This is a genomic window from Pyxidicoccus sp. MSG2 (assembly GCF_026626705.1).
Taxonomy (GTDB): Bacteria; Myxococcota; Myxococcia; order Myxococcales; family Myxococcaceae; genus Myxococcus.
This window is the reverse complement of the sequence record NZ_JAPNKC010000001.1, coordinates 4,734,858-4,759,234: the sequence shown is the minus strand read 5'-3', so window position 1 is coordinate 4,759,234 and position 24,377 is coordinate 4,734,858. Positions and strand designations below refer to the sequence as shown.

The 24,377-nt window shown below is 69.3% G+C and carries 21 protein-coding genes and 1 pseudogene; 9 read left to right on the top strand and 13 right to left on the bottom strand.

Features of this window, described 5'->3' with window-relative positions; translation table 11 throughout:
- Positions 1-10: 10 nt before the first annotated feature.
- On the bottom strand, positions 11-2,473 hold the full coding sequence (locus OV427_RS18375) for a PAS domain-containing protein (protein ID WP_267857419.1): 2,463 nt from the start codon (positions 2,471-2,473) through the stop codon (positions 11-13).
- Positions 2,474-2,644: 171 nt separating this feature from the next.
- Here OV427_RS18375 and OV427_RS18370 point away from each other — a divergent pair, with 171 nt between their 5' ends.
- Genes OV427_RS18370 through OV427_RS18360 form a run of 3 tightly spaced genes read left to right on the top strand, consistent with a single transcriptional unit; the run spans position 2,645 to position 4,727 of the window.
- Positions 2,645-3,085 carry a group II truncated hemoglobin gene (locus tag OV427_RS18370; RefSeq protein ID WP_267857418.1) on the top strand — a complete coding sequence of 147 codons (441 nt, stop codon included), beginning with the start codon at positions 2,645-2,647 and terminating at the stop codon, positions 3,083-3,085.
- A gap of 58 nt (positions 3,086-3,143) precedes the next feature.
- Complete coding sequence (locus OV427_RS18365; protein WP_267857417.1) at positions 3,144-3,743, top strand: TetR/AcrR family transcriptional regulator; 600 nt, start codon at positions 3,144-3,146, stop codon at positions 3,741-3,743.
- Positions 3,744-3,782: 39 nt separating this feature from the next.
- Positions 3,783-4,727 carry an alpha/beta hydrolase gene (locus OV427_RS18360; RefSeq protein WP_267857416.1) on the top strand — a complete coding sequence of 315 codons (945 nt, stop codon included), beginning with the start codon at positions 3,783-3,785 and terminating at the stop codon, positions 4,725-4,727.
- Between the two features lie 370 nt (positions 4,728-5,097).
- Here OV427_RS18360 and OV427_RS18355 read toward each other — a convergent pair.
- Positions 5,098-5,298 (bottom strand): annotated as a pseudogene (locus tag OV427_RS18355) (IS66 family transposase); the annotation flags it as partial.
- 218 nt (positions 5,299-5,516) lie between these two features.
- Between OV427_RS18355 and OV427_RS18350 the strand changes: the two are divergent.
- On the top strand, positions 5,517-6,434 hold the full coding sequence (locus OV427_RS18350; RefSeq protein ID WP_267857415.1) for a hypothetical protein: 918 nt from the start codon (positions 5,517-5,519) through the stop codon (positions 6,432-6,434).
- On the opposite strand, the gene OV427_RS18345 is transcribed toward OV427_RS18350, so the two are convergent.
- A complete protein-coding gene (locus OV427_RS18345; protein WP_267857414.1) occupies positions 6,422-7,282 on the bottom strand; it encodes an NAD(P)H-binding protein in 861 nt (286 codons plus the stop codon). The two genes, OV427_RS18350 and OV427_RS18345, sit on opposite strands and share 13 nt — an antisense overlap.
- A complete protein-coding gene (locus OV427_RS18340) occupies positions 7,282-7,731 on the bottom strand; it encodes a nuclear transport factor 2 family protein (protein ID WP_267857413.1) in 450 nt (149 codons plus the stop codon). Before OV427_RS18340 ends, OV427_RS18345 begins: the two co-directional genes overlap by 1 nt.
- Positions 7,732-7,887: 156 nt before the next feature.
- Between OV427_RS18340 and OV427_RS18335 the strand changes: the two genes are divergently transcribed.
- Both OV427_RS18335 and OV427_RS18330 read left to right on the top strand, forming a co-directional pair.
- A complete protein-coding gene (locus OV427_RS18335; protein ID WP_267857412.1) occupies positions 7,888-8,826 on the top strand; it encodes a helix-turn-helix domain-containing protein in 939 nt (312 codons plus the stop codon).
- Between the two features lie 170 nt (positions 8,827-8,996).
- Entirely contained in the window at positions 8,997-10,376 is a 1,380-nt protein-coding gene (locus OV427_RS18330; protein ID WP_267863440.1) for a serine/threonine protein kinase, read from the top strand.
- A 191-nt stretch (positions 10,377-10,567) separates the two neighbouring features.
- Here the strand turns inward: OV427_RS18330 and OV427_RS18325 are convergent, their stop codons facing one another.
- The 6 genes from OV427_RS18325 to OV427_RS18300 all read right to left on the bottom strand — a co-directional run bounded on the left by OV427_RS18325 (position 10,568) and on the right by OV427_RS18300 (position 16,596).
- Positions 10,568-11,293 carry a type 1 glutamine amidotransferase gene (locus OV427_RS18325; RefSeq protein ID WP_267857411.1) on the bottom strand — a complete coding sequence of 242 codons (726 nt, stop codon included), beginning with the start codon at positions 11,291-11,293 and terminating at the stop codon, positions 10,568-10,570.
- 121 nt (positions 11,294-11,414) lie between these two features.
- A complete protein-coding gene (locus OV427_RS18320; RefSeq protein ID WP_267857410.1) occupies positions 11,415-12,011 on the bottom strand; it encodes a dihydrofolate reductase family protein in 597 nt (198 codons plus the stop codon).
- Between the two features lie 144 nt (positions 12,012-12,155).
- Positions 12,156-13,100: a hypothetical protein gene (locus tag OV427_RS18315; protein WP_267857409.1), complete on the bottom strand. Its 945-nt coding sequence runs from the start codon at positions 13,098-13,100 to the stop codon at positions 12,156-12,158.
- A 57-nt stretch (positions 13,101-13,157) separates the two neighbouring features.
- Positions 13,158-14,036, bottom strand: coding sequence for an RNA polymerase sigma factor SigJ (sigJ, locus tag OV427_RS18310; protein WP_267857408.1), 879 nt, complete (start codon positions 14,034-14,036; stop codon positions 13,158-13,160).
- Entirely contained in the window at positions 14,033-15,316 is a 1,284-nt protein-coding gene (locus OV427_RS18305; protein WP_267857407.1) for a phytoene desaturase family protein, read from the bottom strand. The genes sigJ and OV427_RS18305 overlap by 4 nt, the downstream gene beginning before the upstream one ends.
- Before the next feature lie 215 nt (positions 15,317-15,531).
- Entirely contained in the window at positions 15,532-16,596 is a 1,065-nt protein-coding gene (locus tag OV427_RS18300) for a hypothetical protein (RefSeq protein ID WP_267857406.1), read from the bottom strand.
- A gap of 393 nt (positions 16,597-16,989) precedes the next feature.
- Between OV427_RS18300 and OV427_RS18295 the strand changes: the two genes are divergently transcribed.
- Positions 16,990-18,114 carry a hypothetical protein gene (locus OV427_RS18295; protein WP_267857405.1) on the top strand — a complete coding sequence of 375 codons (1,125 nt, stop codon included), beginning with the start codon at positions 16,990-16,992 and terminating at the stop codon, positions 18,112-18,114.
- A gap of 98 nt (positions 18,115-18,212) precedes the next feature.
- Here the strand turns inward: OV427_RS18295 and OV427_RS18290 are convergent, their stop codons facing one another.
- On the bottom strand, positions 18,213-18,578 hold the full coding sequence (locus OV427_RS18290) for a hypothetical protein (protein WP_267857404.1): 366 nt from the start codon (positions 18,576-18,578) through the stop codon (positions 18,213-18,215).
- A gap of 127 nt (positions 18,579-18,705) precedes the next feature.
- Between OV427_RS18290 and OV427_RS18285 the strand changes: the two genes are divergently transcribed.
- Together OV427_RS18285 and OV427_RS18280 are read left to right on the top strand one after the other, a co-directional pair.
- A complete protein-coding gene (locus OV427_RS18285; RefSeq protein ID WP_267857403.1) occupies positions 18,706-21,093 on the top strand; it encodes an excinuclease ABC subunit UvrA in 2,388 nt (795 codons plus the stop codon).
- A 133-nt stretch (positions 21,094-21,226) separates the two neighbouring features.
- Positions 21,227-22,405: a serine hydrolase domain-containing protein gene (locus tag OV427_RS18280; RefSeq protein WP_267857402.1), complete on the top strand. Its 1,179-nt coding sequence runs from the start codon at positions 21,227-21,229 to the stop codon at positions 22,403-22,405.
- 80 nt (positions 22,406-22,485) lie between these two features.
- Here the strand turns inward: OV427_RS18280 and OV427_RS18275 are convergent, their stop codons facing one another.
- Complete coding sequence (locus tag OV427_RS18275; RefSeq protein WP_267857401.1) at positions 22,486-22,830, bottom strand: response regulator; 345 nt, start codon at positions 22,828-22,830, stop codon at positions 22,486-22,488.
- Positions 22,831-22,853: 23 nt separating this feature from the next.
- Positions 22,854-24,377, bottom strand: coding sequence for a sensor histidine kinase (locus OV427_RS18270; protein WP_267857400.1), 1,524 nt, complete (start codon positions 24,375-24,377; stop codon positions 22,854-22,856).

Below are 24,377 nucleotides of genomic sequence, written 5' to 3'. Positions count from 1 at the left end.
TTCCTCGCCTCTACCCCACCGCCTCGCCCATGCCGTCCCGACCCGGGTTGGACGCGGGGGCCTGGCGCGGCAGTCGCACCGTGAAGGTGGTGCCCGCCTCGGCCGTGGACGTCACCTCCACGGTGCCGCCGTGCGCCTGGACGATGCTGCGGACGATGTAGAGCCCCAGGCCGATGCTGCGCCCGCCGCGGTCCTCCGCCCGCTCCACGCCGCGCTCCAGGGGCTCGAAGATGCGCGGAAGCTGCTCCGGCGGAATCGGCGTCCCCTGGTTGTGGACTTCCAATTCCACTCCGTGCTCCCCGCCCCGCGCCACCACGCGCACCGACGTGTCCGGCGGGCTGTACTGCAGCGCATTGCCCACCAGGTTGCTGAGCACCTGCGCCAGCCGGTCCGGGTCCCACGTCCCCGCGCCGCTCCCCGCATGCTCCGAATGGATGCGCCGGCCCGGGGACGCCGCCTGCACCTCGTCCACCACCGCGTGCACCACCTCGTGCAGGTCCACCGGCCGGGGAAACAACGGAAGGCTCCCGCCCTGCCGCGCCCGGGTGAAGTCCAGCAGGTCGCGAATCATCCGCGTGGCCCGCTCCGCCGAGCGGTGGATGCGCTGCACGTGCCGCTCCATGCGCTCGTCCAGCCCGCTGCGCTGCAGCAGCACCGACACCGCCAGCGTTATCGCGCTCAGCGGGTTGCGCAAATCGTGACTGACAATCCCGATGAGCTGCCGCTCGAAGTCCGCGCGCGCGCGCATCTCCGCCGACAGTCGCTTCGGCTCGGTGATGTCCGCCAGCGCGCCGGTGAGGTGCGTGGGCTCGCCCCGCTCGTTCGTCAGCACCCGCCCCTGGTCCCGGAGCCACCGCACCGTGCCGTCTGAGCGGAGGATGCGGTACTCGGCCTCGAGCGTGCCGCGCTCGCGGATGGCGCGCTCGGTGTGCTCCTGGACGGCGGGCAGGTCCTCCGGGTGGATGCGGGCGTACACGTCGTCCAGTGGGAAGGCGGCCTCGCGCGCCTCCAGCCCCAGGATGCGGTTGTAGTTGGCGTCGCGCAGAATCATCCGCGACGCCAGGTCCAGCCGCCACGTGCCCACGTTGGCCGCCGCCAGCGCCGAGCGCAGCCGCTGCTCGCTCTCGCGCAGGGCCCCGGCCAGCGCGGTCTCCTTGCGCCGCGCCAGCATCGTGTCCGTCACCTCCACCGCGAAGAGGATGACGGCCTCCACCTGGCCCTCCGCGCTCAGCATGGGCTGGTACATGAAGTCGAAGTAGCTCTCGGACAGCTCGCCGTCGTTGCGCCGGTCGACGCGCGCGGGCATCTCCCGGGCGCTGAAGGACTCGCCGGTGGCGAACACCGTGTCCAGCAGCTCCAGGAAGCCCTGGCCCTCCAGCTCCGGCAGCGCCTCGCGGATGGGGCGCCCCACCAGCGGACGGTTTCCGAAGAGCTGCCGCAGCCGCGCGTTGGCCACCACGAAGCGCTGCTCCGGGGCGCGCAGCACGCCGAGCAGCGCGGGCACCTGCTCGAAGAGGGTGGCCAGCAGGGCGCGCTGCCGGTCCGCCTCCTCGCGCGCGCGGCGCTCCAGCTCCAGCAGCCGGGCGCGCGCGGCTTCCGCCTCCTGGCGCTCGGTGACGTCCTGCATCGCCCCCACCACCTGCACCGCCCGGTCCTTCGCGTCGCGGACGATGTGGCAGCGGTCCACCACGTGCGCCCAGGTGCCGTTGGCGCGCCGGAAGCGGTACGCGTCCTGCCACTCGTGCTCGGTGCCCGCCATCGTCGCCTGGATGCCCTTCACCACGCGCTCGCGGTCCTCCGGGTGCAGGCGCTCCACCTTCCAGTCGAACGTGTCGCGCACGTCCGAGGGCGCGTAGCCGAACACCTCGTGCACGCCGCTCGTCCAGTCCACGGAGTCGGTGCGCGGGTCCCACTCCCACACCGCGTCCCGCGTCGCGCGCGCCGCCAGCCGGAAGCGCAGCTCGCTGCGCCAGGCGCGCTCCTCGGCGAGCTGCACCTCGGTCAGCGTGCCCTCGGCGAGCAGTCGCCGCGCGCGCTCGTCTTCCAGGGCCTGGCGCCGCGTGCGCTCCCAGCGCGCGAGCGCGCCCACCCGCGCGGCCAGCTCCGCCGGGCGGAAGGGCTTGAAGACGTAGTCGTTGGCGCCCGCCGTCAGCCCCTCCACCACGTCGGGCGGCTGCGTGTTGGAGGTGAGCAACAGCACGGGCAGGTGCGTGGTGGCGGGGTTGCCGCGCAGGAAGCGGCACACCTCCAGGCCCGTCATGCCGGGGAGGAACCAGTCCACCACCAGCACCTCGGGCGCGCTCTGCGGCCCCAGGGCCTCCAGCAGCGCCGGCCCGTCCGCGAAGGTGGCGACCTGGCAGGTGGGGGCCAGGGCGCGGCGGATGACCTCCGTCTCCGCCGGGCTGTCGTCCAGCACCCAGACCAGGGGCAGGGGAGAGGCTTGGGCCGATGTGACGTCGGAGGGGGGATTCACGGGGAGCCCAGGGCCTTAGCAACCATGACTTTCCCCGGTCAATTCTCCGCCGGGAGGGGTGTACACCGTACGCCACCTTGCCTGCCCTCCAGGCACGCAATCCTTGCGCGTGCGCGCGGCGGCCCGCCGCGCCAGGATGGACGCGCCGTGTCCCCGGAGTTGAAGGAAGCCATGCCCGTTGAACTGAAGATGCCTCCCTCGGATGACTGGGTGCCTACCCTGGACGACACGCCGTACCAGCGGCTCGGTGGCGAGGAGGCGACGCGCGCGCTGGCCCACGCCTTCTACGACGCCATGGATGCCGGGGAGCCGGCGCTGGCGAAGCTGCACGAATTGGACGCGGAGGGCCGCGTGAATGCGGGCACGCGCGAGCGCTTCGGCCTCTTCCTCATGGGGTGGCTGGGCGGGCCCCAGCACTACTCCGAGCGCCACGGCCACCCGCGCCTGCGCATGCGCCACGGCCACCTGCCCGTGGACACCGGCATGCGCGACGCGTGGCTGCGCTCCATGCGCCGCGCCCTGGACGCGCGGGGCGTCACCGGCGGCCTGCGCCGCTTCCTCGACGAGCGCTTCGCCCAGGTGGCCGACTTCCTCCGGAATACCGAGGGCTGACGCCGGCGAGGGCTGAGAAGGGCTTGCAGAAAAAGCACGGTCGTTTTAAACAAGGCCCATGCGCAAGGGCGAGCTCACGCACCAGACCATCCTGGAGACGGCCATCCGGCTGGCGAGCCGGGTGGGGCTGCAAGGGCTGAGCATTGGCGGGCTGGCGGAGGAGTTGAACCTCTCCAAGAGCGGCCTCTTCGCGCACTTCAAGTCCAAGACGGAACTCCAGGTGCAGGTGCTCCAGACGGCCACCGGGGTCTTCACCGAGCGCGTCGTCCGCCCGGCCCTCGCCCGGCCCCGCGGCGAGCCCCGGGTGCGCGCCCTCTTCGAGGGCTGGCTCACCTGGGACAAGGACAAGATTCTCGAGGGCGGCTGCATCTTCGTGGCGGCGGCGGCGGAATTGGACGACGCGGAGGGCCCCGCGCGGGACACGCTGGTGCAGAGCCAGCGGGACTGGCTGGACTGCCTGGCCCAGGCCGCGCGCATCGCCGTGGCGGAGGGGCACTTCCGCAAGGACCTGGACGTGGAGCAGTTCGCCCACGACGAGTACGCGGCGATGCTGGGCTTCCACCACTCGCGGCGGCTGATGAGAGACCCCAGGGCCGAGGACCGTGCCCGGCGCGCCTTCGACGCGCTCGTGGCCGCCGCCCGCAACCCCACCCACTGACTTCCGTTGTTCCCGTGTCCTTCCGAGGAGGACCTCATCATGGCAGAAAATAGCACGAACGTTCGGACTCAAATGGCGCTGCTGGGAGTACGGGCCACGGCGAAGGGGCTGGGAGCGGTGGCTCCGGGGCTGGCGGCGGCGTGGGCGGAGCGGCTGTTCCTGACGCCCCAGCGGACGCGGCGCTCGCGCACGGCCGAGGCGGTGCTGGCCCGGGGGCAGCAGCGGGTGCTGAAGCTGGGCGGCGAGAAGGTGTCGGTGTGGAGCTGGGGCGAGGGCCCGCGGGTGCTGCTGGTGCACGGGTGGAGCGGCTATGGCGGGCAGCTCACGGCCTTCGTGGCGCCGCTGGTGGAGGCGGGCTTCTCGGTGGTGACGTACGACGCGCCGGGGCACGGGGTGTCGTCCGGGCGCACCAGCTCGCTGCCGGAGATGGCGGACATGGTGGCGTGGGTGGGGCGGGCCACGGGCGGGCCGTATGCGGTGGTGGCGCACTCGTTCGGCGCGGCGGCCACGGCGGTGGCGCTGCGGGACGGGCTGCGGGTGGAGCGCGCGGTGTTCCTCTCCCCGCCGTCGGACCCTCGCTGGGGCATCAAGGCCTTCGGGAAGACGGTGGGCCTGTCGGAGGGCGTGCAGAAGCGGATGGCGGCGCGAATCGAGGCGCGGTTCGACATGCGACTGAGGGACCTGGCGCTTCCCAATTTCGCACCCCTGTTGCAGGTGCCACTGCGCATCTTCCACGACGTGGGGGACAGGGAGGTGCCGTTGGAGGCGGGTGAGGCGGTGGCTCGCGCGTGGCCGGGCGCGAAGCTGACGCGCACGGAGGGGCTGGGGCACCACCGCATCCTGTATGCGCCGGAGGTGGTGACGCCCGCGGTGTCCTTCCTCGCGGAGGGCCGCCCGAGCAACGCGTGGCCGGCGCCGGAGTTGCTGGCTTCAGCCTCGGCGGTGCCCTCGCGCGGATTCCTGCGCATGGTGCACGGGGGCTGAGTGGCCTGACGCCAGGTCTACGATTCGCGACCGGGAGCGTGAGGATTGATGGGCCGGTTCTTCTGGCTGCACGAGGACAAGGCGGAAGGGGCTCGCTTCAACGGGAGCTTCGACACCGCGCACAGGTGGGGGCTTCCCGGGGGATGGTGAGGAGCAGTCCGTGCGCGCCCACGCCTTCTCGAAGTCCGCGCGGCTGCGTGCCGCCTCGTCCTTTCGACCCTGGCCCTCGAGCGCGAGGGTGAGGCCGAAGAGGCCCCAGCCATTCTTGGGGTTGAGGCGGAGGTCCTCGTGGCAGACGGCCTCGGCCTCGCGGAAGCGCCCGGCCTCGAGCGGCGCAGAAGTGTCTGGCGGCTTCAGGTGCTGGAGGTGACGTGCCGGGCCGCGGCGAGGGCGCGGGAGCTCCGTGGAGATGAGCTTCGAGGGCGGCCGTGAGAGGGTCGAGCACGTTGCGCTCCTCTTCCCTGGGGCTCATCACCTCGGTGAGGATGCGTTCGACGAAGCGGCTGCCGTCCTCGCTCTGGGAGCCGAGGCTCGTCTTGCGCCAGATGACGGCATGGCGCAGGTCCCTCTCCAGGAGGCTCCATGAGGCTGAATGATGTTCTGGTGTGCTTGGCGGCAGCGTGTTTGTCGGTGTCTGGCGCAGAGGCGGCACCCCCCAGCGTCTCCGCTCTGTCCTTGTCTGGTGGAGGAACAGCGCCCTCTGGCCTGTCCCCTCAAGGCGAGGAGGTTCTGAACGCCTTTGCACCTTGTGAGCCCCAGAATGAGCTCTGGTCACCGATTCTCCCCCACGTGGGACAGAAGGTGCCGAACTATGAGCCCCCTGGCGATGGCGCCGTCGTGAAGGTGCGGGAGGTCTTCGACTCGCTGGAAGCAGAGGACCTGCCTCGACTTCAAGCCGCCCTCGAGGCCGTGAGCATGAAGGGATGCCGGCTCGGCAGCGCGGATGACACCATGGTCTTCTTCTGGGCGCCTCTCAGCGCCAGGCGGGTCGCCTTCATCTGGCGTGTAGGCCAGATACAGATTCCCAGCCAGCCCGAGACGCACGCCAACCCGGTGGCTCCCCTGATTCTTTCATCCCCTCATGAGGGAACCGACGGGGTCTTTCGCACCGCCACGACCGTGATGGCCAACACCCGCGCGCGGATCCTGCTCATGAATGCGATCCACAAAGGCTCCAGCAGCGAGAAGGTCGCGTGCCAGGGCAGTCCCATTTCGGATGGCGCGCATTCCGTCTCGACGTTGTTTCATCGAGCCCATACCAACCTCGCAAGCATGTATCCCTACGCGTTCTTCGTTCAACTGCACGGCATGGTAGGGGCCCCGAACTTCCACCTGTTGCTGGTCAACAGCTTCAACTCCCGATTCACCACGCGATACAAGTCCGGGCCGCAGTTGGTGGGTGAAGCCCTGCCAGAGTTCTTCGATGCCGCGCAACGCGGTGAGTTCTCGCTGTGTAGTGACTTCCCTGCGTCGTACAACTACCTACGCCCCACGGGCTGCCACAACACCAATGTGAACGCGCATCAACTCAACCGCGGCAATCAATGCGCGGTCGGAGAGGAAGACACCGGACGCTTCCTGCACGTCGAGTTTGATCCCAGCTTCCGCGACAATGCCAACTGGGAGAACCGCTCCCTGCGGTTCGCCAACGCCTTGAGTCGAGCCATGGAGAGATGGCTGACAGCTCCAGACTCCTACTCTCCTTGATGGCCACTCTGCGCGAGGCCCGCGTCGCGCGTCTTCGTGATGCGCGAGGCGACCTCGCGGAACGAGCGCGGACGCCGGCCGGTGATTCGAAGCACCGAGTCCGTGGTGCGGTCCTCGCTGCCACGCGCGATGGACGCCTCCATGCCAGCCAGCAGTGACGCGTAGGCCTCGGGAATGCCGGCGGACATCATGGAGGCGCGGGCCTCGTCCACGGAGACTGCCCGGTGCTCCAGTCGCCGGCCCGTGACCTCGGACAGGATGGCCGCCACCTCGTCGTACGACAGCGCCTCCGGGCCCGTCAGCACGGGCGCCTGGTTCACCGGAGCCAGCAGCGTCTCCACTGCGACCGCCGCGATGTCGGCGACATCGATGAGCCCGACGCGGCCCTGTCCCGTGGCGGTGAGCATCTGCCCATTCCGGGCAAGGCCCTGGGCCAGGTGGTGTCGCGGCTGGAAGAAGTTCTGCATGAACCACGAAGGGCGGAGCACCGTCCAGCCCGGGGCCCGGGCCCGCAGCGCCGCGTGCACGGCGCCCATCCCCGGTGTCCCTTCCTCAATGGCCGACGAGCTCAGGAGGACGAAGCTCCGGACGCCCATTGATACGGCCCGCTCGATGAACGGCACCATGACCTGGGCCGGGTCCCCGGCCGTCGCGGGAGCCACGAGGAATACGGCCTCGACGTCGCGCAGCGCTGCCTCGTGCGTCTCGCCGCGCTCCCAGTCGAACACGGCATGGTCTCCGGCCTGGGCACTCCGGCTCGCGGTGCGCACCGCGACGCCGCGCTCACCCAACCCCCGGGCCACGAGCGTTCCGGTCTGTCCGGTACCTCCGAGGACGAGCGCTCGCATCACTTTGCCCCCATGGCGCTGGCCACCTGCGACAGGCCGCCGAAGGACTCGTTCGCGGCGGCGACGTTCCAGTATTCGCGGTAGCGGATGATGGCCCCGTCGCGGAGGTGGACGAAGAAGACGTAGTCCTGCTCGTAGGGCAGGGACGTCGTCGCAATCGTCGCCGAGCCGTGGGCCTCACCGATGGCGAGGTCCGGGTCCGTGGTGGCGTACCGGCGCACGTCGCGGAACCGCAGGTCCTTGAACACGTCCGGCGTGCGGGAGAAGTAGTCCCGGATTGCCGCCTTGCCCACCAGGCGGGCAGGGACCTTGGCGCCGGTGGCGTAGGGGAACTCGACGACGGCGTCTTCGGCGAAGAGCGTGAGCCAGCGTTCGATGTCTCGGGTGATGAGGTGGAGGTGCGCGTCGAGGGCTTCCAGGGCGTTGCGGGGCCTTGAGTCGTTGGACATGGGGGTCTCTCCCGTGGGGGCGTTGGCGCCATCCGGGCGCCGCTCCGTCTGGAGAGAAGGATGGGAAGGGCTCCTGTGCAGGGCGTCCGCATTGCCGTGCCGCGCGTCCTGCGACACAGCCGGCCCGGAGCCGGACCCGGTGTTACCTTTCCGCGCATGACGTCGTCCTTTGATGAGCTGTCCCGCTCCCTCGGCGTTCGTGGCAGTGACATCACCCACCTGGAGCTGGATGGGCGCTGGGGCAAGCACCGTGCCGCGGAGCCGGGAAGGGCACGCCTGTATGCGACGCTCGGTGGAGGGGGAGTCCTGGACCTGCCCCGGCAGCGGGTGCACCTGCGTGCCGGCGAGCTGGCCTTCCTGCCGCGCACCGACGCGCACGTCGTCCGGGATGGGCTGGCCACCTCCATCCCTCCAGGCGGCAGCGCCTGCGAGGGCATGCGCCAGGTGGCCGCGAGCGCCTGGTCGAACACGCGCGAGCCCTCCTCCCGGCTCGTCATCGTCGACTTCGACCTCGACACGCGTGACGCCCCGTGGCTCGGCCTGCTGTCGCCCATCGTCCGGGTGCCCGCCGAGGACCCGGGCCTGGGCCGCTGGCTGCGTGAGACGCTGTCCCTGCTGGCCGGGGCGCATGAGCTGTCGCCCTCGCTGCGGCAGGAAATCGCGACGACGTGGGCCCGTGCCCTCTTCGCGCATGCGCTCCGCGATGCGAGCGCGTCCCTGCCGGGCGCCGATGCGGTGCGCGACGAGCGCGTGGTGGCGGCGCTGGTGCAGGCCCGCGCACGGCCCGAGGAGGACTGGGAATTGGGAGCGCTCGCGGCGCGCGTGGGCGTATCGCGCTCGGTGCTGGCGGAGCGGACGACGGCGCTCCTGGGGGAGCCCCTGGGCCACTACCTCCGGCGGCTGCGCATCGACCGCGCCGCGGCGCTGCTGGAGTCCAGCGACGCGCCGGTGAAGACCATCGCCGCGCGCGTAGGGTACGACAGTGAGTCGGCGTTCGCTCGTGCCTTCTCGCGTGAGCGCGGCACCACCCCCACGGCCTGGCGCCGGGGCCGCCGTGCTGGAGTGGGACAGTCGCGGGCGGAACAGGTCCTGTGAGTCAGGCTCCGCTGGCGACACCCCACCCAGGGGATTGCGCTGACACGGGCCGATGCGGACGGTAGGCTTGCCGCGAGCGCAGCGAATCCTCCCGTGGGGCACCCATGCAGCCTGGCCACCTGAATCCGTCATGCCTCCCGTCGGGGACGAGGGTGGGGCCGTGGCGCGTGATGGAGCGGAGGGGCTATGGAGCCTACGGCGCCGTCTACCGCGCCTTCGGCGTTGAGGGGAGGCCCGGACCCGTCGCCCTCAAGCTGGCCCTGCGTCCCGGAGATGAGCGCTTCGCACGAGAGGTGGAGCTGCTCTCCCGCATCTGCCACCCGAGCGTCCCGCGCCTCGTGGACCATGGGAGCTGGCAATCGCCGTGGGGCCTCTCCCATCCCTGGCTCGCGATGGAGTGGATAGAGGGCCTGTCCCTGTACGAATGGGCACAGGTGGTGAGCCCCAGCTCCCGCCAGGTGCTTCACGCCTTCGCCCGCCTCGCGCGGGCCCTGGCTGCCACTCATGCCGTCGAGGGCGTCCACAGAGATGTGAAGGGCGACAACGTCCTCGTGAGCGCCACGGACGGCCAGGTCTTCCTCACCGACTTCGGCTGCGGACACTACGTGGGTGCCGTCCCACTGACGTCGCCGCCATTTCCTCCCGGGACTCCGCCCTACCGCTCGCCGGAGGCCTTGCGCTCCGTGCGGCTCCCCATCCTCGAGTCGACCCCCGCCTACGCGCCCGGGCCGGCGGATGATGTCTTCGCATTGGGAGTGACTGCATACCGGCTGGTGACTGGCGAATACCCTCCCTCGGTGTCGCCGCTGGACAAGGACTCCCACGTCTGGAGCCCGGAGGGGGCGGGTCCACGGCCTGCACGCATCGTCAACGTCCGCTGCTGCGCGGAGCTGAGCGAGCTCGTGTCGCGGATGCTCTTGGTGCGGCCCGAGGCGCGTGGCAGTGCGCGCGAGCTGGCCGAGGCGCTGGAGCGGGCCGCGAGGAAGGCGGGGCCGGAAGCGGAGGTGCCTCTCTTCGCCAGGGAGGAGGCCTGGCCCAAGGATGTATGGGCCGTCCCCCGGCACGTCGTGCCACGGGCGCCTGGGCGTCTCAATCGCTCCTGGCTCGCGGCGGCCAGCCTGGGAGGAGCCGTGGCGTTGGCAGCCGGGGGGATGACGCTGAGCGTGCAGCCCGGAGAAGAGCCCGAGCCGCGACACGCGTCAGCGCCCGAGGAGGCAAGGGATGCCGGCACCGTGGCGGTCGGAGACACCGCGTTGACGGCCCCGGTGTCGCTGGCTCGGGCGCCTGCCGTGTGGCCGACCATCTCGGTGGACGTGCCTCCCAGGCCGCTTTCAGGACAGTTGCGGCCAGACGCCACGGGGCGCTGTCCCATCAGGGGGCAGGTTCCTATCAATGGCGGGTGCTGGCTGAAGCTGGAAATTGACGTGAAGGACTGCGACGAGAACTACAACTATTACGTGTTCAAGGGCGCATGTTACGGCCCCGCATTTGCGAAACCGCGTCCGCCCACCTCGGCTCCCTCGGAGCACGTCGGACACGACGGCCCATAGCTCGAGGGTGCGGAACGCCGAAGCCAGCAGAGCCTGACTTACAGGGCCTGTTCCGCTCGCGACTGTCCCGCCGGGCGCATGGGAGCGGCCTCGCGTGCCAAAGTCCCGTCGTGGCCCCGCGAGCGTGGACGGTGAACCGGGCCTCTGGGGCGCCGGAGTCGTGGCCGCCCCCGGCGCCCTGATGAAAACCATCACCGCGAATCAAGGACCGCGTCGCGAACGAAGTGTTCGGCGACCCGCTTCAGCAGACCTTCACTGTCGGCCCGTGCGGCCTGGAGCGACGGCACATCCCTCGCGAGCATGTCGTCGAGCTGACGCCCCGCGCGGGACAGGGACTGGGGGAAGGTGCGCGCCCAGGACTCCAGCGTTGGAGGTTCCACTTCGGGGTGGAAGAGGAAGCCCACCGAATTCGCCAGCTGGAACACCTCCTGCGGCTGGCGCTCCGAGAACGCGAGCGTCTCCGCGCCGCGCACGGTGTCGAAGGTGTCGCCGTGCCACTGGGTGACGAGGAGTGACTCGGGGCCTCCGGCGAAGATGGAGTGCTCTCGGCCCGAGGGCGTCACGTGGATGGCCTGGGCTCCCAGGACCATGCCCTTCGGGTCCTGATACACGCGGGCGCCCGAGACGGCCGCGAGCATCTGCGCCCCGAGGCACACGCCGAGGCTCGGGCGACGCTGGTGGAGCCGCCGCTCCAGCAGGGCGAGCTCCTCTCGGAGGTAGGGATGCGAGTCGGCCTCGTAGACGCCCATGAAGCCACCGAGGACGACCACCAGGTCCGCCTCGGCGTCACCAGGCCGCACTTCGCGGAAGCGTGTCTCCAGGGTGAACCCCGCCCGGACGAGCGCACCCGCGAGGGCGCCCGCGCTCACGGGGGCATCGTGCTGGAAGAGGACCGCGCGCGGCGTTGCAGCAGACATGCGTCAACCATCGGGAGGGAAGCACGCCGGGTCAAGCGATGGATGTCCGCGACACCGCACTGGGAGACACCCGCTTCCAGGGCCGTCACTTCGCCGGACGAGCAAGAGGTGGGTTGTGGGACTACGCCTTGCGGACCGGGTAGCGCAGGTGTGTCACGCCGACGCCCTGAATCACCGTCGGGTTGCCAAGGACGGCGGGCGTGCCGGTGAGATGGTCAAAGAGTCGAACTCCAGACCCAAGAAGCACCGCCGCGATGTCGACGTGGATTTCGTCGAGGAGGCCCGCATTCAGGCACTGCTGGATGGTGTCAGCGCCGTGGACCCCCACGGACTTGCCGGCGGCGGCGGCCTTGGCCTGTCTCACGGCGCTTTCAATGCCGTCGGTCACGAAGTGGACCGTCGAGTCGGGGCGCGGCCATCCGGCGGGGATGTGGTGGGTCAGGACGAATGCGGGTCCCCAGGCGTGATTTCCGCCCCAGCCCTGGGCGACGTCGAAAGTGCGTCGACCGGTGAGCATGGCACCCAGTCCGGACGTGAGAGCGCGAAGGTGCTCGGCGCTCGGTCCGGACACCTTGAACGTCATGGGGTCCGCCCCTCCGGTGTGGAACTCGACGTCCCCCGAGGTGAAGTACCAGTCGAACACTTCTGCCACGCCATCGTTGCGGTCGGCGACGAAGCCGTCGAGCGACATGGACATGATTGCGACGACCTTCGACATGGCGACGTTCCTTTCGGGTTGGCCAGCGCCTTCTCCACCTTTAGCGCTTCGAGCACCCGGGCGCCCAGCGTCCATCGATGTGGGGGCCATGCCAGCGGAAGGTGTAGCGGCCGGGCAGGGAGGGAACAAAGGTGAGGATGTCCCTCATTCTCCCGATGCCGCTTTCGTGAGTGCCTGCGTCACGTTCGCATCGGAGCTGTACTTCTCGAGCAGGGCCTTGCGCCGAGGCTCCAGCTTGTCGCAGCCCTTCATGGCGTTCGCGAGGAACTTCCGCCGTGCCTTGTCGTAGGGCTCCTCGCCCGAGAAGTGGTCGCAGGACTCCTTCTTGTCGAGGAAGGCGACGACGTCGCAGCCCACGTCAGCGCAGTTCCCGGCACCGTACAGCTTGAAGGGTGAGCCGGAGGTAAAGCCCACGACCCGCAATGGGTCCGACAGGGAGACCATCACCGCGACCGGGACGTTCCTCCTGCTCTCGAGTTCTTGCGTGTACCCATCCAGGGTGAGCGCGACGATGGCCTCGGGAGCGCCGTCGCCACTGACGTCCCCCAGGAAGTCGAACGACACGGACTTCGACTGCTTCACGGCGTCGCCAAACTCCTTCTGGAGGTTCACGACGCGCTTCTTCCCCGCCGCGTCCTTCACTTCGAGCCGGAGCGCCTTCTCGTACAGCGCGATGCGGTACGTGTTGCCATCCTGGGTGAGGTCCACGGCCGTCACGCCCTTCTTCGTCTCCATCGGCCCGGCCTCCGGGTCCTGGTAGGCCGGCGCGGCGCTCCCCGGAGGTCTCCACATCAACCGGACGTTCTCCTCACAGCCCTGGATGCGCGGAATCGCGTCCTTGAAGACGAGCGGGCCCTCGACACGCGTCAGGACGTCAGGCGGTTTCTTCCGCGAGCACAGCCCCAGCCAGGTGCCGTCCGGCACGCAGTAGTCGACCCTGGCGGACGGCAGCGCATCGCAACCGACGTAGGCCAGACCCGTGTCCGGGTAGGGCCCCACGGAGTAGATGAAATCGATGGGTCGGGCGGACTGTGGCGCTCCACCGGCCTTCAGCACGAGAAGCACCGCCGCGGTCGACAACAAGCTCATGGATGATTCCCCCTCCGGGCGAACATAGTGCAGCACGCACCACAGCGCCCGACATGCTCACGCCTGGAGATGGCGCAGCTTCGAGGGCGAGACGATGATGTCGACCTCGTCGATTCGCCCCGCGCGGACCTCGAGCGCGAAGACGGCATACACGGAGCTGTCGACGAGAATCACGACACCGGGCTTCCCGTTGACCCTGGTGATGCGCCACGACCACGAGGAGCCCTGGCTCAAGCGTTCCCTGCCTGCCAGGATGAACCGAGCGACGGCGTCTGCGTGGTGGATGGGTTCGCGCGCCTCGCCCCCATCGCTGTAGAGCGTCACATCGCTGGCGAGCACCTCGACGAGAGCATGGACGTCGTCGCTCGCGCACGCCTCCGCGAAACGCAGGGCGAGCCGCTCATGCTCGTCCGATGACACGCTGAATCGGGATTGCCCCAGGGCGAGTCTCTCCTTCGCCCGGTGCACGAGCTGTCGGCAATGGGCTTCGCTCTTGCCGACGGCGCGTGAAATCTCGGGGTACGGCCGTTCGAAGACTTCCCGGAGCAGGAACACCGCGCGCTCGACGGGTGTCAGCGACTCCATCACCCGGAGGAGCGCAATCGAGAGGGTCTCGGATTGCTCGGCGGCGGTCTCGCCCGGCGGCGTGGCCTCCCTCTCGACCAGGGGCTCCGGGAGCCAGACGCCCACGTAGGACTCCCTCCGAGCGGCTGCCGACTGGAGGCGGTTGATACAGAGGTTCGCGACCACGCGGCGCAGGTACGCCTGCGGCGACGCAATGGCTTCGCCATCCTCGGCCCGGCTGGCGCGTTGCCAGCGGAGATAGGCTTCCTGAACGCAATCCTCCGCCTCCGCAACGCGGCCCAGCATGTTGTAGGCAATGGAGAGGAGTGCCGCCCGGTGGGCCAGGAAGACCTCGTCGCCGCTCGCCGTCATGCCGCGCGCTCCAGGACGTCTCGCGCAACCGCTTCCGCGCTGGCCAGACTGGCGTGCGCCAGATGGTCCTGCGCTCCGACGAAGTCCCCCACCAGGTACACGCCGGGCGCGTCTGGAACGATGGGCGAGGGGCGCCCCTGAAGCCCCTGCTGTCCGGCCGTCACGGCGTCCCCTGAGACCTGGATGCGGGGAAGGAATTGAGAAGCCACCACCACCTCGCGCCATCCGGGCTGGAGCTCATCCAGCCAGGCTTCGAGCTGGCGACGGTCTTCGCGCGGGTCCTCGTCGAGGTCAGACGGTCTCAAGGGCAGGTATTTGACCAGGTGGAGCAACGCGCCGTCGCCCGGAGCGAGCCGGCACGAGCGGGAGTGTACGGAGTAGTAGAGAGGTTGGTCCAGGCGCAGGACCACCAGGCGCCGGGGATCCGGCAACGCGTGCAGCGCGAGGTCCAGGCACGCCGCGCGCACGGGCCGCGTGCGAGCCGCCCACGCGTCGACCGAGGGGAGCTCGAGCAGTCGCGCCGCGGCCATCACATCGGTGGCGACCACCACGGCCGTCGTGTGAAGGGTGCGGGTCGGGAGTCGCACGGTGTGCGGCGGTCCGAGCTCGATGCCCGTGACGGCGGCACCATGAATCATCTCCACGCCCGCCGCACGTGCCGCGCTCTCGAGCCCATTGACCAGGGTCTGCCAACCCCCGTCGAGGAGGAGTGCTCCGCGCTGCGAGCCCACGAGCGACAGCGCATACTCCGCATCGACCTCATCGGGCGCGTGCGTGTACGTCGCGAGCCGGACCACCGCTTCGAGGAGGCGCCGCACCACAGGCTGCCGCGCATGCTGCTCCAGCCAGGCGCTCACGGGCCGACCCCTCCAGACGTGAAGGGGCTCGGTCCTGAGCAGGCGGAGAAGCCAGGCGAGCTCCGCGCGCGACGCAGGGTCCAGCACCTCGCTGGTCGCAAGTGAGTCCGCATCCACCGGCAGCCGGCCGATGCGAGCTCCGTCCTGGCACTCGTAGAGCGAGCGGTCCGTCTGCCCGCCCGAGAGGGTGATGCCGAGTTCGCGCAGCACGGCCTCGCCGGGCCCTCCCGAGTAGAACGCGTGAATGCCGAGGTTGAACTTGAAGCCCTCCCGCTCCGTGGTGATGGCGCGACCGCCGAACCGAGGCGCTTTCTCCACCAGGGTGACGGTCCGTCCCCCGCGCGCAAGGAGGACGGCAGCGGCCAGGCCGCCAATCCCTCCGCCAATCACCACCACGTCTCGCTGTTCCCGTGTCGAGCTCATGCCCTGAAGACCGGGTCACCCGAGCGTTTGTGACACCCCTGGTGCTTGCCCGGACATCGGACCTGTCCAGGGGACAGCCGGCTCATGGAGCGTCCTCTGGGGGAGTGGAGCGGCGCCTGGACGGTCAGTCATTGCGATGGGCATGGTGCGCCCGGGTCCCTCACTCACGGCAGGTGGTGGACCCGGAAGCCGAAATCGCCCGAGGGCGCGAGGGACTACAGGCCGACGACGGACAGGTCCTTCCAGGCGATGTTGTTGTTCCAGCGGGTGTTGGTGAGCGTGTTGGAGCCCGGCAACTCCGGCAGCGACATCGGGTCACCCGAGGACACCCAGCGTGTCAGCAGGCTGTAGTTGCCTGGCGCCGGCACGGACGACCACGGAAACATGAACTCCTGCGTGGCGCCCGGAGCGAGGTTGGGGACGGAGATGCTTCCGATGAGCGTCCAGTCGTTGGGCCAGATGGCCGCCACCCCCGCGCCCGTGTAGTAGATATTCAGCGTGCCACTGGCTGCGTTGCCTACCGGCGTCAGCGGTCCGTTGTTCCGCAGCGTCACGTAGAGGTAGTTCGTGATGCCGTACGCGAGGTACCGCTGGGCCAGCGTGCAGCCGGGGCTGTAGCACACGCGGATGTCGGGGCTCCCCCAGATGGGGTCCACCGTCGGCGCGTAGCCGAGGTCGCTGGTGTTGTCCTTCGTGTAGACGTCCGCGGTCACGCCGCACACGGTGACGACGAGGGTGACGAAGTCCACTCCGGAGTCGTCCTGGACGAAGATGTCCACGAAGCCCTGCGCGTTGAGCGTGGGGATGAGGTTGACGCCGCCGGGCAGCGAGGCCAGGTTGAGGTTGATGGTGCCGGTGGTTCCGGAGGGCACGCCCAGGCTCGACAGGGAGGCGCCCCAGCCCGTGGCGAGCGGAGTGCCGGAGGGGCCCATGAACATCATGCCCATGGAGTCGTTGAGGCTCTGATTCTGGACCGTCATGCGAAGCGTGGCCCCGCAGATGGGGCCATTGTTGCGCAGGTTGGTGAAGGTGGTGGCGAACCACCGGTCGATGCCCAGGTCATCGAAATCGCGCGAGCCTGGATAGAGATAGCCCGCCGCGATGTAGGCCAGCATGCCGGAGCTGGGCGACACGGGCTCGGTCGGCGCCGCGAAGCCGTCCGCGGTGCCGTGGGTGTAGGTCTGCGCGTGGGCCGTGCCGCTCCAGGCGACGGCGAGCAGGGCCACCAGGCTGAAGACGGTGCTGAAGGTGACTCGGTGAAGTGTTTGACGATGGGGCATGGACTCCTCGGGGTTGTTCGGGCTCGGCCGCGCCGTACTGCTTCGAAGCGCGTCAGATCGAGATGAGGGACGCGCGGGCCGTGGTCAGCCTGGCAGCAATGGCCGTGCCCACGACTTCGCAAAGACTCTCACGAGGAGGGCACGTCTCTCAAAGGCTGGCATCGAGACGTTCCGCGCCACAGTCGTCGGGCCGCTGTGGCGGGGAAGGTTACGGCAGGCTTTGGTTGAGAAGGTGAGAGGATTTGCCGCCAGCGGAATGTCACGGCATGGTGGGAAGCTGGAGTCTGTCTGGAGTGAGGGCACTTCCAGCAGCCGGGCCTTCAGTCCAGACCCGCGAAGAATTTCGAGGCTCCCCGTTCAGGGGCTGCAACCCTGACCGAGGAGTCTTCCGACATGTCGCACCGTGCCTCCCCACCTCGCGCCCTCCGCGCGCGGGCCGTGCTGTCCTCCGCGCTCTCCGCCCTGTTCCTCGCCGCCTGCGGCACACCGGTCTCCGATGCCGGCCCCAACGAGGTGCCCCCACCCCTCGAGCAGGGCACGCTGTTGCACGAGCTGAAGCTGAGCGCCACCCGCACGGTGCGCTTCATCGAGTCTGCCCCGGGCGAGGTCGTCATCGCCGAGTCGGGCCACATGGACATCGACGCCGCTCGCCTCGAGGAGGTGTCGAAGACGGACACCTTCGAGGGCAGGGAGCTGGCGGACATCTACCTCTCCCTGGTGCCCGGAGCGAAGCGCGCGGACGTGCCCGCCGCGCTCGTGCAGGCCCAGGGCCGTATCGCCATGGCCCGCCTCGTCCAGGCCCGTCAGGCTCCCCGGGAATCGGTCCTCGCCACTCAAGCTCCCCCGGAGGGCGCCTCGCCCCTGGACTCCGAGCGGGGCCCCTCCGCCGCGAGCCTCAATGACACCTGGGACTGGGTGGGCGACAAGGCCTGGTTCCGGAGCAACTTCTGTAGCGTCACCGCGACCCAGTCTGTCTCCTGCATCACCGACTACTGGTATGGCTCGTACAGCGGCGCGAAGGACAACACGGTGTACTTCCGCGCGGTGGGACTCGCGGCCGGCTTCGACTCCACCGCGTACTTCTATTCGAAGTACAAGTCCTGCAGCATCTGGCCCTGGGAGGGCTGTGAGTGGCCGGTCAGCTACAGCGTCACCCTCCAGCCTCGCCACTACATGACGCTCACCTGGAACACGGGGCCCCGCTCGCGGTGGGCGGGCATCGACCAGAGCAATGACCGCGTGTACCTGAGCACCATCTGGAGCACGGCGTCCTCCACTCCGCCGCCCGCGCAGGAGCCGTGCAACGTCTACGCCCGCGCCCACGCGACCACCTGCTACAACATCGACGGCTCCATCTCCTCCATCTCCAACACGCTGTGCGCGGACGCCTGCGCGGGCTCGTACTCCACCGCGTCCCAGTGGGCGACCCAGGCGCTCGGCACCCAGACCTGCCTGGGCGCCTACGCGGGCTGCTGCCAGTACTACGTCGACCAGAACTTCAACCGCTGCGGGGGCTGACACCTCGCGGAGGGTGACCCACGCGCCAGCCTGGCCCTTCACGGGTCGGCGCGTGGGCCGTCGTGCCCGCGAGCAGCGTCCCCATCCGTCTCATGCTCTCAGCGAGCGCGTACGGTGCAGGAGGTCTTGATGTAGTCCACGTCATCGTAATAGGCGCACGAGAAGTACACATCGAGCCTGTCGGTCGCGGTGCAGTCCTGGCGCCCGGTCTGGGCGGTGAGGTCTGTTTCCAGATTCACGCAGTCGCAGCTCTTGCAGCTCGCCTTCTTCTCCAGACACAGGTGGCTCGTCACAGCGGTTCCAATGGTCGCGCAGTATTGCGTGGCGCGCTTGCAGCGGATGTCGCCACACTCGAGGGTCTCTGGGAACGACTGGGTGTCCTCGTCCACGTCGTCTTCTTTCGAGTCACCACAGCCCACCACCAGCATGGAGAGAAGCACCAGGTACCGCGTCGTCGCCTTCATGTCGTCCTCCCGAGGAGTCATGGGGGGGCATGAACGCCCCCTCCTGACGGGAAGAGACAGGCCGGGCGACGCCGTTGCATGAAATCGACCGCTCCCCTTCTCGATGTTCGATGACAGAATCTCGGACATGGCCTCCTCCAAGCAGCACCCCGCAGACAGCCACGACCTGATTCGCGTCCAAGGCGCTCGGGAGAACAACCTGAAGGACGTCAGCGTCGAGATTCCCAAGCGGCGGCTGACGGTGTTCACGGGCGTCTCGGGCTCGGGCAAGTCGTCGCTGGTGTTCGGAACCATCGCCGCGGAATCGCAGCGGATGATCAACGAGACCTACAGCGCGTTCGTGCAGGGCTTCATGCCGACGCAGTCCCGGCCCGAGGTCGACGTCCTGGAAGGACTGACGACCGCCATCATCGTCGACCAGGAGCGGATGGGCGCCAACTCCCGTTCGACGGTCGGCACGGTGACCGATGCCAACGCGATGCTGCGGGTGCTGTTCAGCCGCCTCGGCAAGCCGCACATCGGCTCGTCCAACGCCTTCTCCTTCAACGTCCCGTCGGTCCGCGGGGTCGGACAGATTTCAGTCGAGAAGGGCGCCGGGAAGACGGAGAAGCGCGTCTTCAACCTCACCGGCGGCATGTGCCCGCGCTGCGAGGGCATGGGCTCGGTCACCGACATCGACCTGTCCCAGTTGTATGACGACAGCAAGTCGCTCAACGAGGGGGCACTCACGATTCCCGGCTACACGGCCGACGGCTGGCACGTGCGCATCTTCGGGGAGTCGGGCTTCCTCGACCCGGACAAGCCCATCCGCAAGTACACGAAGCAGGAGCGCCAGGACTTCCTCTACAAGGAGCCGACCAAGGTGAAGGTGGGGAACGTGAACCTCACCTACGAGGGCCTCGTCCCGCGCATCCAGAAGTCGTTCCTGACCAAGGACGTCGACGCGATGCAGCCGCACATCCGGGCGTTCGTGGAGCGCGCGGTCACCTTCACCACCTGTCCCGAGTGCGCCGGCACCCGGCTCAGCGAGGCCGCCCGGTCCTCGAAAATCAAGGGAATCAGCATCGCCGACGCCTGCGCGATGCAGATCAACGACCTGGCGAAGTGGGTGAGCGGTCTGGACCAGCCGTCCGTCGCACCGTTGCTGACGACGCTGCGGCAGACGCTCGACTCGTTCGTGGAGATTGGCCTGGGCTACCTCAGCCTCGACCGGCCGTCCGGCACGCTGTCGGGCGGTGAGGCGCAGCGCACCAAGATGATTCGCCACCTCGGGTCCTCGCTCACCGACGCGACCTACGTCTTCGACGAGCCGACCGTCGGACTGCACCCCCACGACATCCAGCGGATGAACGAACTGCTGCTGCGGCTGCGCGACAAGGGCAACACCGTCCTCGTGGTCGAGCACAAGCCGGAGATGATTGCCATCGCCGACCACGTCGTCGACCTCGGCCCCGGGGCCGGCACGGCCGGCGGCGAGGTGGTCTTCGAGGGCACCGTCGACGGGCTGCGGGCCAGCGGCACGCTCACCGGGCGACACCTGAGTGACCGGGCCTCCCTGAAGCCGTCGGTGCGCAAGCCGTCGGGGGTGATGAAGGTGCGCGGTGCCCGCACCCACAACCTGCAGAACGTGGACGTCGACATCCCGCTCGGCGTGCTGGTGGTGGTGACCGGGGTGGCAGGGTCGGGCAAGAGCTCCCTCATCCACGGCTCGGTGAGTGGCAGGGAAGGAGTGGTGTCGGTCGACCAGACCCCGATTCGAGGCTCGCGGCGGAGCAATCCGGCGACGTACACGGACCTGCTGGAGCCCATCCGCAAGGCGTTCGCGAAGGCCAACGGCGTGAAGCCCGCCCTGTTCAGCGCCAACTCCGAGGGCGCCTGTCCGACCTGCAATGGCGCCGGCGTCATCTACACCGACCTGGGGATGATGGCCGGCGTCACCTCGGTCTGTGAGGACTGCGAGGGCCGGCGGTTCCAGGCGTCGGTGCTGGGCTACCGGCTCGGCGGGCTCAACATCGCCGAGGTGCTCGACCTGTCCGTCGAGGACGCGGTCGCCTTCTTCGGCACGGGCAAGGGGCGTACGCCGGCCGCGCACGAAATCCTGCAGCGCATGGCCGACGTGGGGCTCGGGTATCTGCGGCTCGGTCAACCGCTCACGACGCTGTCGGGTGGCGAGCGGCAGCGGCTCAAGCTCGCGACGCACATGGGGGCCGAAGGCGGCGTCTACGTGCTCGACGAGCCGACCACCGGGTTGCACCTGGCCGACCTCGAGCAGTTGCTCGGGCTGATGGACAGGCTGGTCGACTCCGGGAAGTCGGTCATCGTCATCGAGCACCATCAATCGGTGATGGCGCACGCGGACTGGCTCATCGACATCGGGCCGGGGGCGGGCCACGACGGCGGGCGAGTCGTGTTCGAAGGCACCCCAGCCGACCTCGTGGCGGCGAAGTCGACGCTGACCGGCAAGCACCTGGCGGCCTTCGTCGGCAGCCGTTCAAAGGCGGGCACGGCTCGCTGAAGGTGAGCACCGCGGGCGGCTGACCCATTCGGCCCAGGCCGGGCGCGTGGACCCTTCGCGCGCCAGCCTCTTGCGGTAAGCAACGCTCTCAACTTCGCTGGTGATGAGCCAGCACTGCTCGGGAGTGGAGCTCATGAACGCGCTGCGTGCCTGGACCCTGTGTGTGCTGTTCGCGAGTGGCTGTGCCACGGCGCCGACTCCCCGCGAGACGCAGCCCGTCCCCGATGTGGCCGCCCTGGATGCCGAAGCGGCGCGCGCGATGGCCGCCACGGGCGCGAAGGGGCTCGCGCTCGCGGTGATTGACGACGGACAGGTGGTGGCGGTCAGGGCCTACGGCGCGCGCAATGCCAGGGGCGAGCCCTTGCAGACCGACACGGTGATGTATGGCGCCTCCATCACCAAGACGGTCTTCGCGTCCCTGGTGACGCAGCTCGCGGACGAGGGCCGCATCGACCTCGACGCCTCGATTGCGAAGTACCTGGACAAGCCGCTGCCCGACTACGCGGACGAGCGTCGGTACTCGACGTGGTCGCACCTGTCCGGCGATGACCGCTGGAAGGCCATCACTCCGCGCGTCCTGCTCACCCACAGCGCGGGCTTCGCCAACTTTGGCTTCCTCGAGCCCGACGGCACGCTGCGCCTCCACTTCGCACCCGGCAGCCGCTACGCGTACTCCGGTGATGGCATCATCCTGATGCAGTTCGTGCTCGAGCGTGGGCTCGGGCTGGACGTGGGCACGGAGCTTCAGCGGCGCGTGTTCGACCGCTTGGGCATGCGCAATACCAGCCTGCAGTGGCGGCCGGACTTCGCTCGCAACCTGGCCGACGGCTGGATGGCCGACGGCACCGTGGAACCGCACGACGAGCGCAGCACCGTGCGCGCGGCCGGTTCGATGGACACCACCGTCGACGACCTGTCGCGCTTCGCGGCCGCGCTGGTGCGCGGCGAGCTCCTGTCGCCACGGGCCCTTGCCGAGATGACCGCGCCGCAGCTGCCCATCACCACCCGGAGTCAGTTCCCCACCTTGCAGGACGAGCTGCCGTCGGAGCAGCGGCGCAAGGACCTGGCGGCGGGCCTGGGCGTGGTCGTGTTCGACGGCCCGCAGGGGAGGGGGTTCTTCAAGGGCGGCCACAACGACAGCACCGGCAATACCCTCGTGTGCCTGCCGCGCGGACGCCGCTGCGTGCTGCTCCTGGCCAACGACGTGCGTGCCGAGGCCGCGTTCCCGCACCTCGTGCGCTTCGTGCTCGGCGAAGCCGGCGTGCCCTGGAGCTGGGAGTACGGCGACAGGGCGTTCTGGGACGGCCGCTGAGCGAGGCCCTGACCTGCCTGGCGCTTCCCGGCGGCACGCCATGCGGGCAGACCGGGAGCACGGCTCGCTATCGTCACTTCTCAAGAGGCTTGCTTCACCGCGTCCACCAGCTGCGCATAGGAGACGGGCTTTCTGAGCAAGCGGGAGACGTGCATCGCCCAGACGGATTCGTCAGCGGTGGCGGTCATGACCACGACGGGGATGGCAACGAGGGCGGCGTCCTTTTGCCGCTCCTCGAGGAACTGCCAGCCATTCATCACCGGCATCATGAGGTCCAACAGGATGACTCGCGGCGCGGGGAGCAGCTCGCGCAGCAGGTTGAGCGCCTCCCGCCCGTTCGCGGCGGTGACGATGGGATAATCGAGGTCTTCCAGCGCCTGACTGACGGACTCACGGACGTCCACGTCGTCATCGACGAGCAGCACCGGCCCAGGTCCATGGGCCACCATCACTCGTCATCCCCGCGGACATTCGCGGAATGGGGCTGCCCGCCCACCCTCTTCTCGGGTGCCACCGGGTGCCGCGGAAGCTCGACCACGAACGTCGCTCCCTTTCCCAGCGCGCTTTGCACGCGAATCGAGCCCCCCATCGCGTCCAGGACGCGTCGAACAATCCAAAGGCCCAGGCCGAAGCCGCCGAAGTGCCGGTCGGAGACGGAGCGCTCGAAGCGCTCGAAGATTCTCCCCTGCTCTTCGGGAGCAATGCCGATGCCGTGGTCGTGAACCCGAAGCCATGCGCGGGCCTCGTCCATTTCGACAGTGGCCTCGACCGGCTTGCCCTCGCCGTACTTGAGGGCATTCGACAGGAGGTTGCAGAACACCTGGTCCACCCGGCTGCGGTCCCACCTGCCGGTGACTCGCTCCGGCAGTGACATCGAAAGCTGGGAGCCGGAACGACCCACCTCCGGCTGCATGCGGGTGACCACCTCCTGGACGAGCTCGGAGAGGTTCACCTCTTCGAGGTGCAGCTCGAGGCGACCTGCATTCACGCGCGAGACGTCGAGGAGGTCATCGACGAGCTGGATCATCCGTCCGACGCTCCGCTCCGCGCCCTCGACGCGCGCCTTCACCCGGCCGTCGAGCGCTGCGAGGAGCGGCCCCTTCGTCAGGCTCTGGACCTGTATCTGGAGCGCCGTGAGCGGCGTGCGCAGCTCATGGGAGGCAATCGAGAGAAAGTCGTCGCGGACGCGAACCGCCTTCTTGAGCTCTTGCTCCAGGCGCCGTTGCTCCGTCACGTCGATGAGACCGCCCACCACCCGCACGGCCTTGCCGACGGTGTCGTGAAGAATCCAGGCGCGCCCGAGCACTCCCGCGTACGTCCCATCCCGCTTGAGAAACTGAAACGCGTCCGACCAGCGCGTGCGGCCGCCTTCGACCGCGTTGCGCAGCCCCTCACCGACGCGCTCGCGGTCAGAGGGATGAACGTGCTCCAGCCAGAGCCCCAGGCTCGAAAGCGCATCGACGGAGTGCCCCAGGAGCGCTTCGATGCTGTGGCTCCAGTGGAGGCTCTGACTGGAGAGGTCCCAGTCCCAGACGGCGAAGCCGGCCGCGCGGGCGGCGACCAGGTAGCGCTCCTCGCCCCGGACGACGGCCTGCTCGAGCTGCTCCTGGCGGGCCTGGGCCTCTCGAGCCATGGCCATCCGGACGCCGCTGAAGAACTCCAGCACCACCGTGCGCTCGTCGGACGCGAGCGGCGCTTCCGCCTCCAGCACCCCGAGCGCGGCTGCCTGGAGGAGCTCGACGCCCCAGGTCCCCTCGGTTGTCGAGAAGCCTCGAGCGAGCCGCTTCGCCACGACTCCGGGTGTCTCGGACGTGGGCGCCCGGGCATCCAGGGCGCCGACGAGCCCGTCCAGCATCAGCAGCGCCTCCTCTTCGGGACGAGGCTCGGCCAGCCGCTCCCGCCAGGCCCTCAGGACCTGGCCTCGCTGCCTTTCCAGCCGCCGGGAAGCGTCATGCGGGCTGGGGCCGCTCAT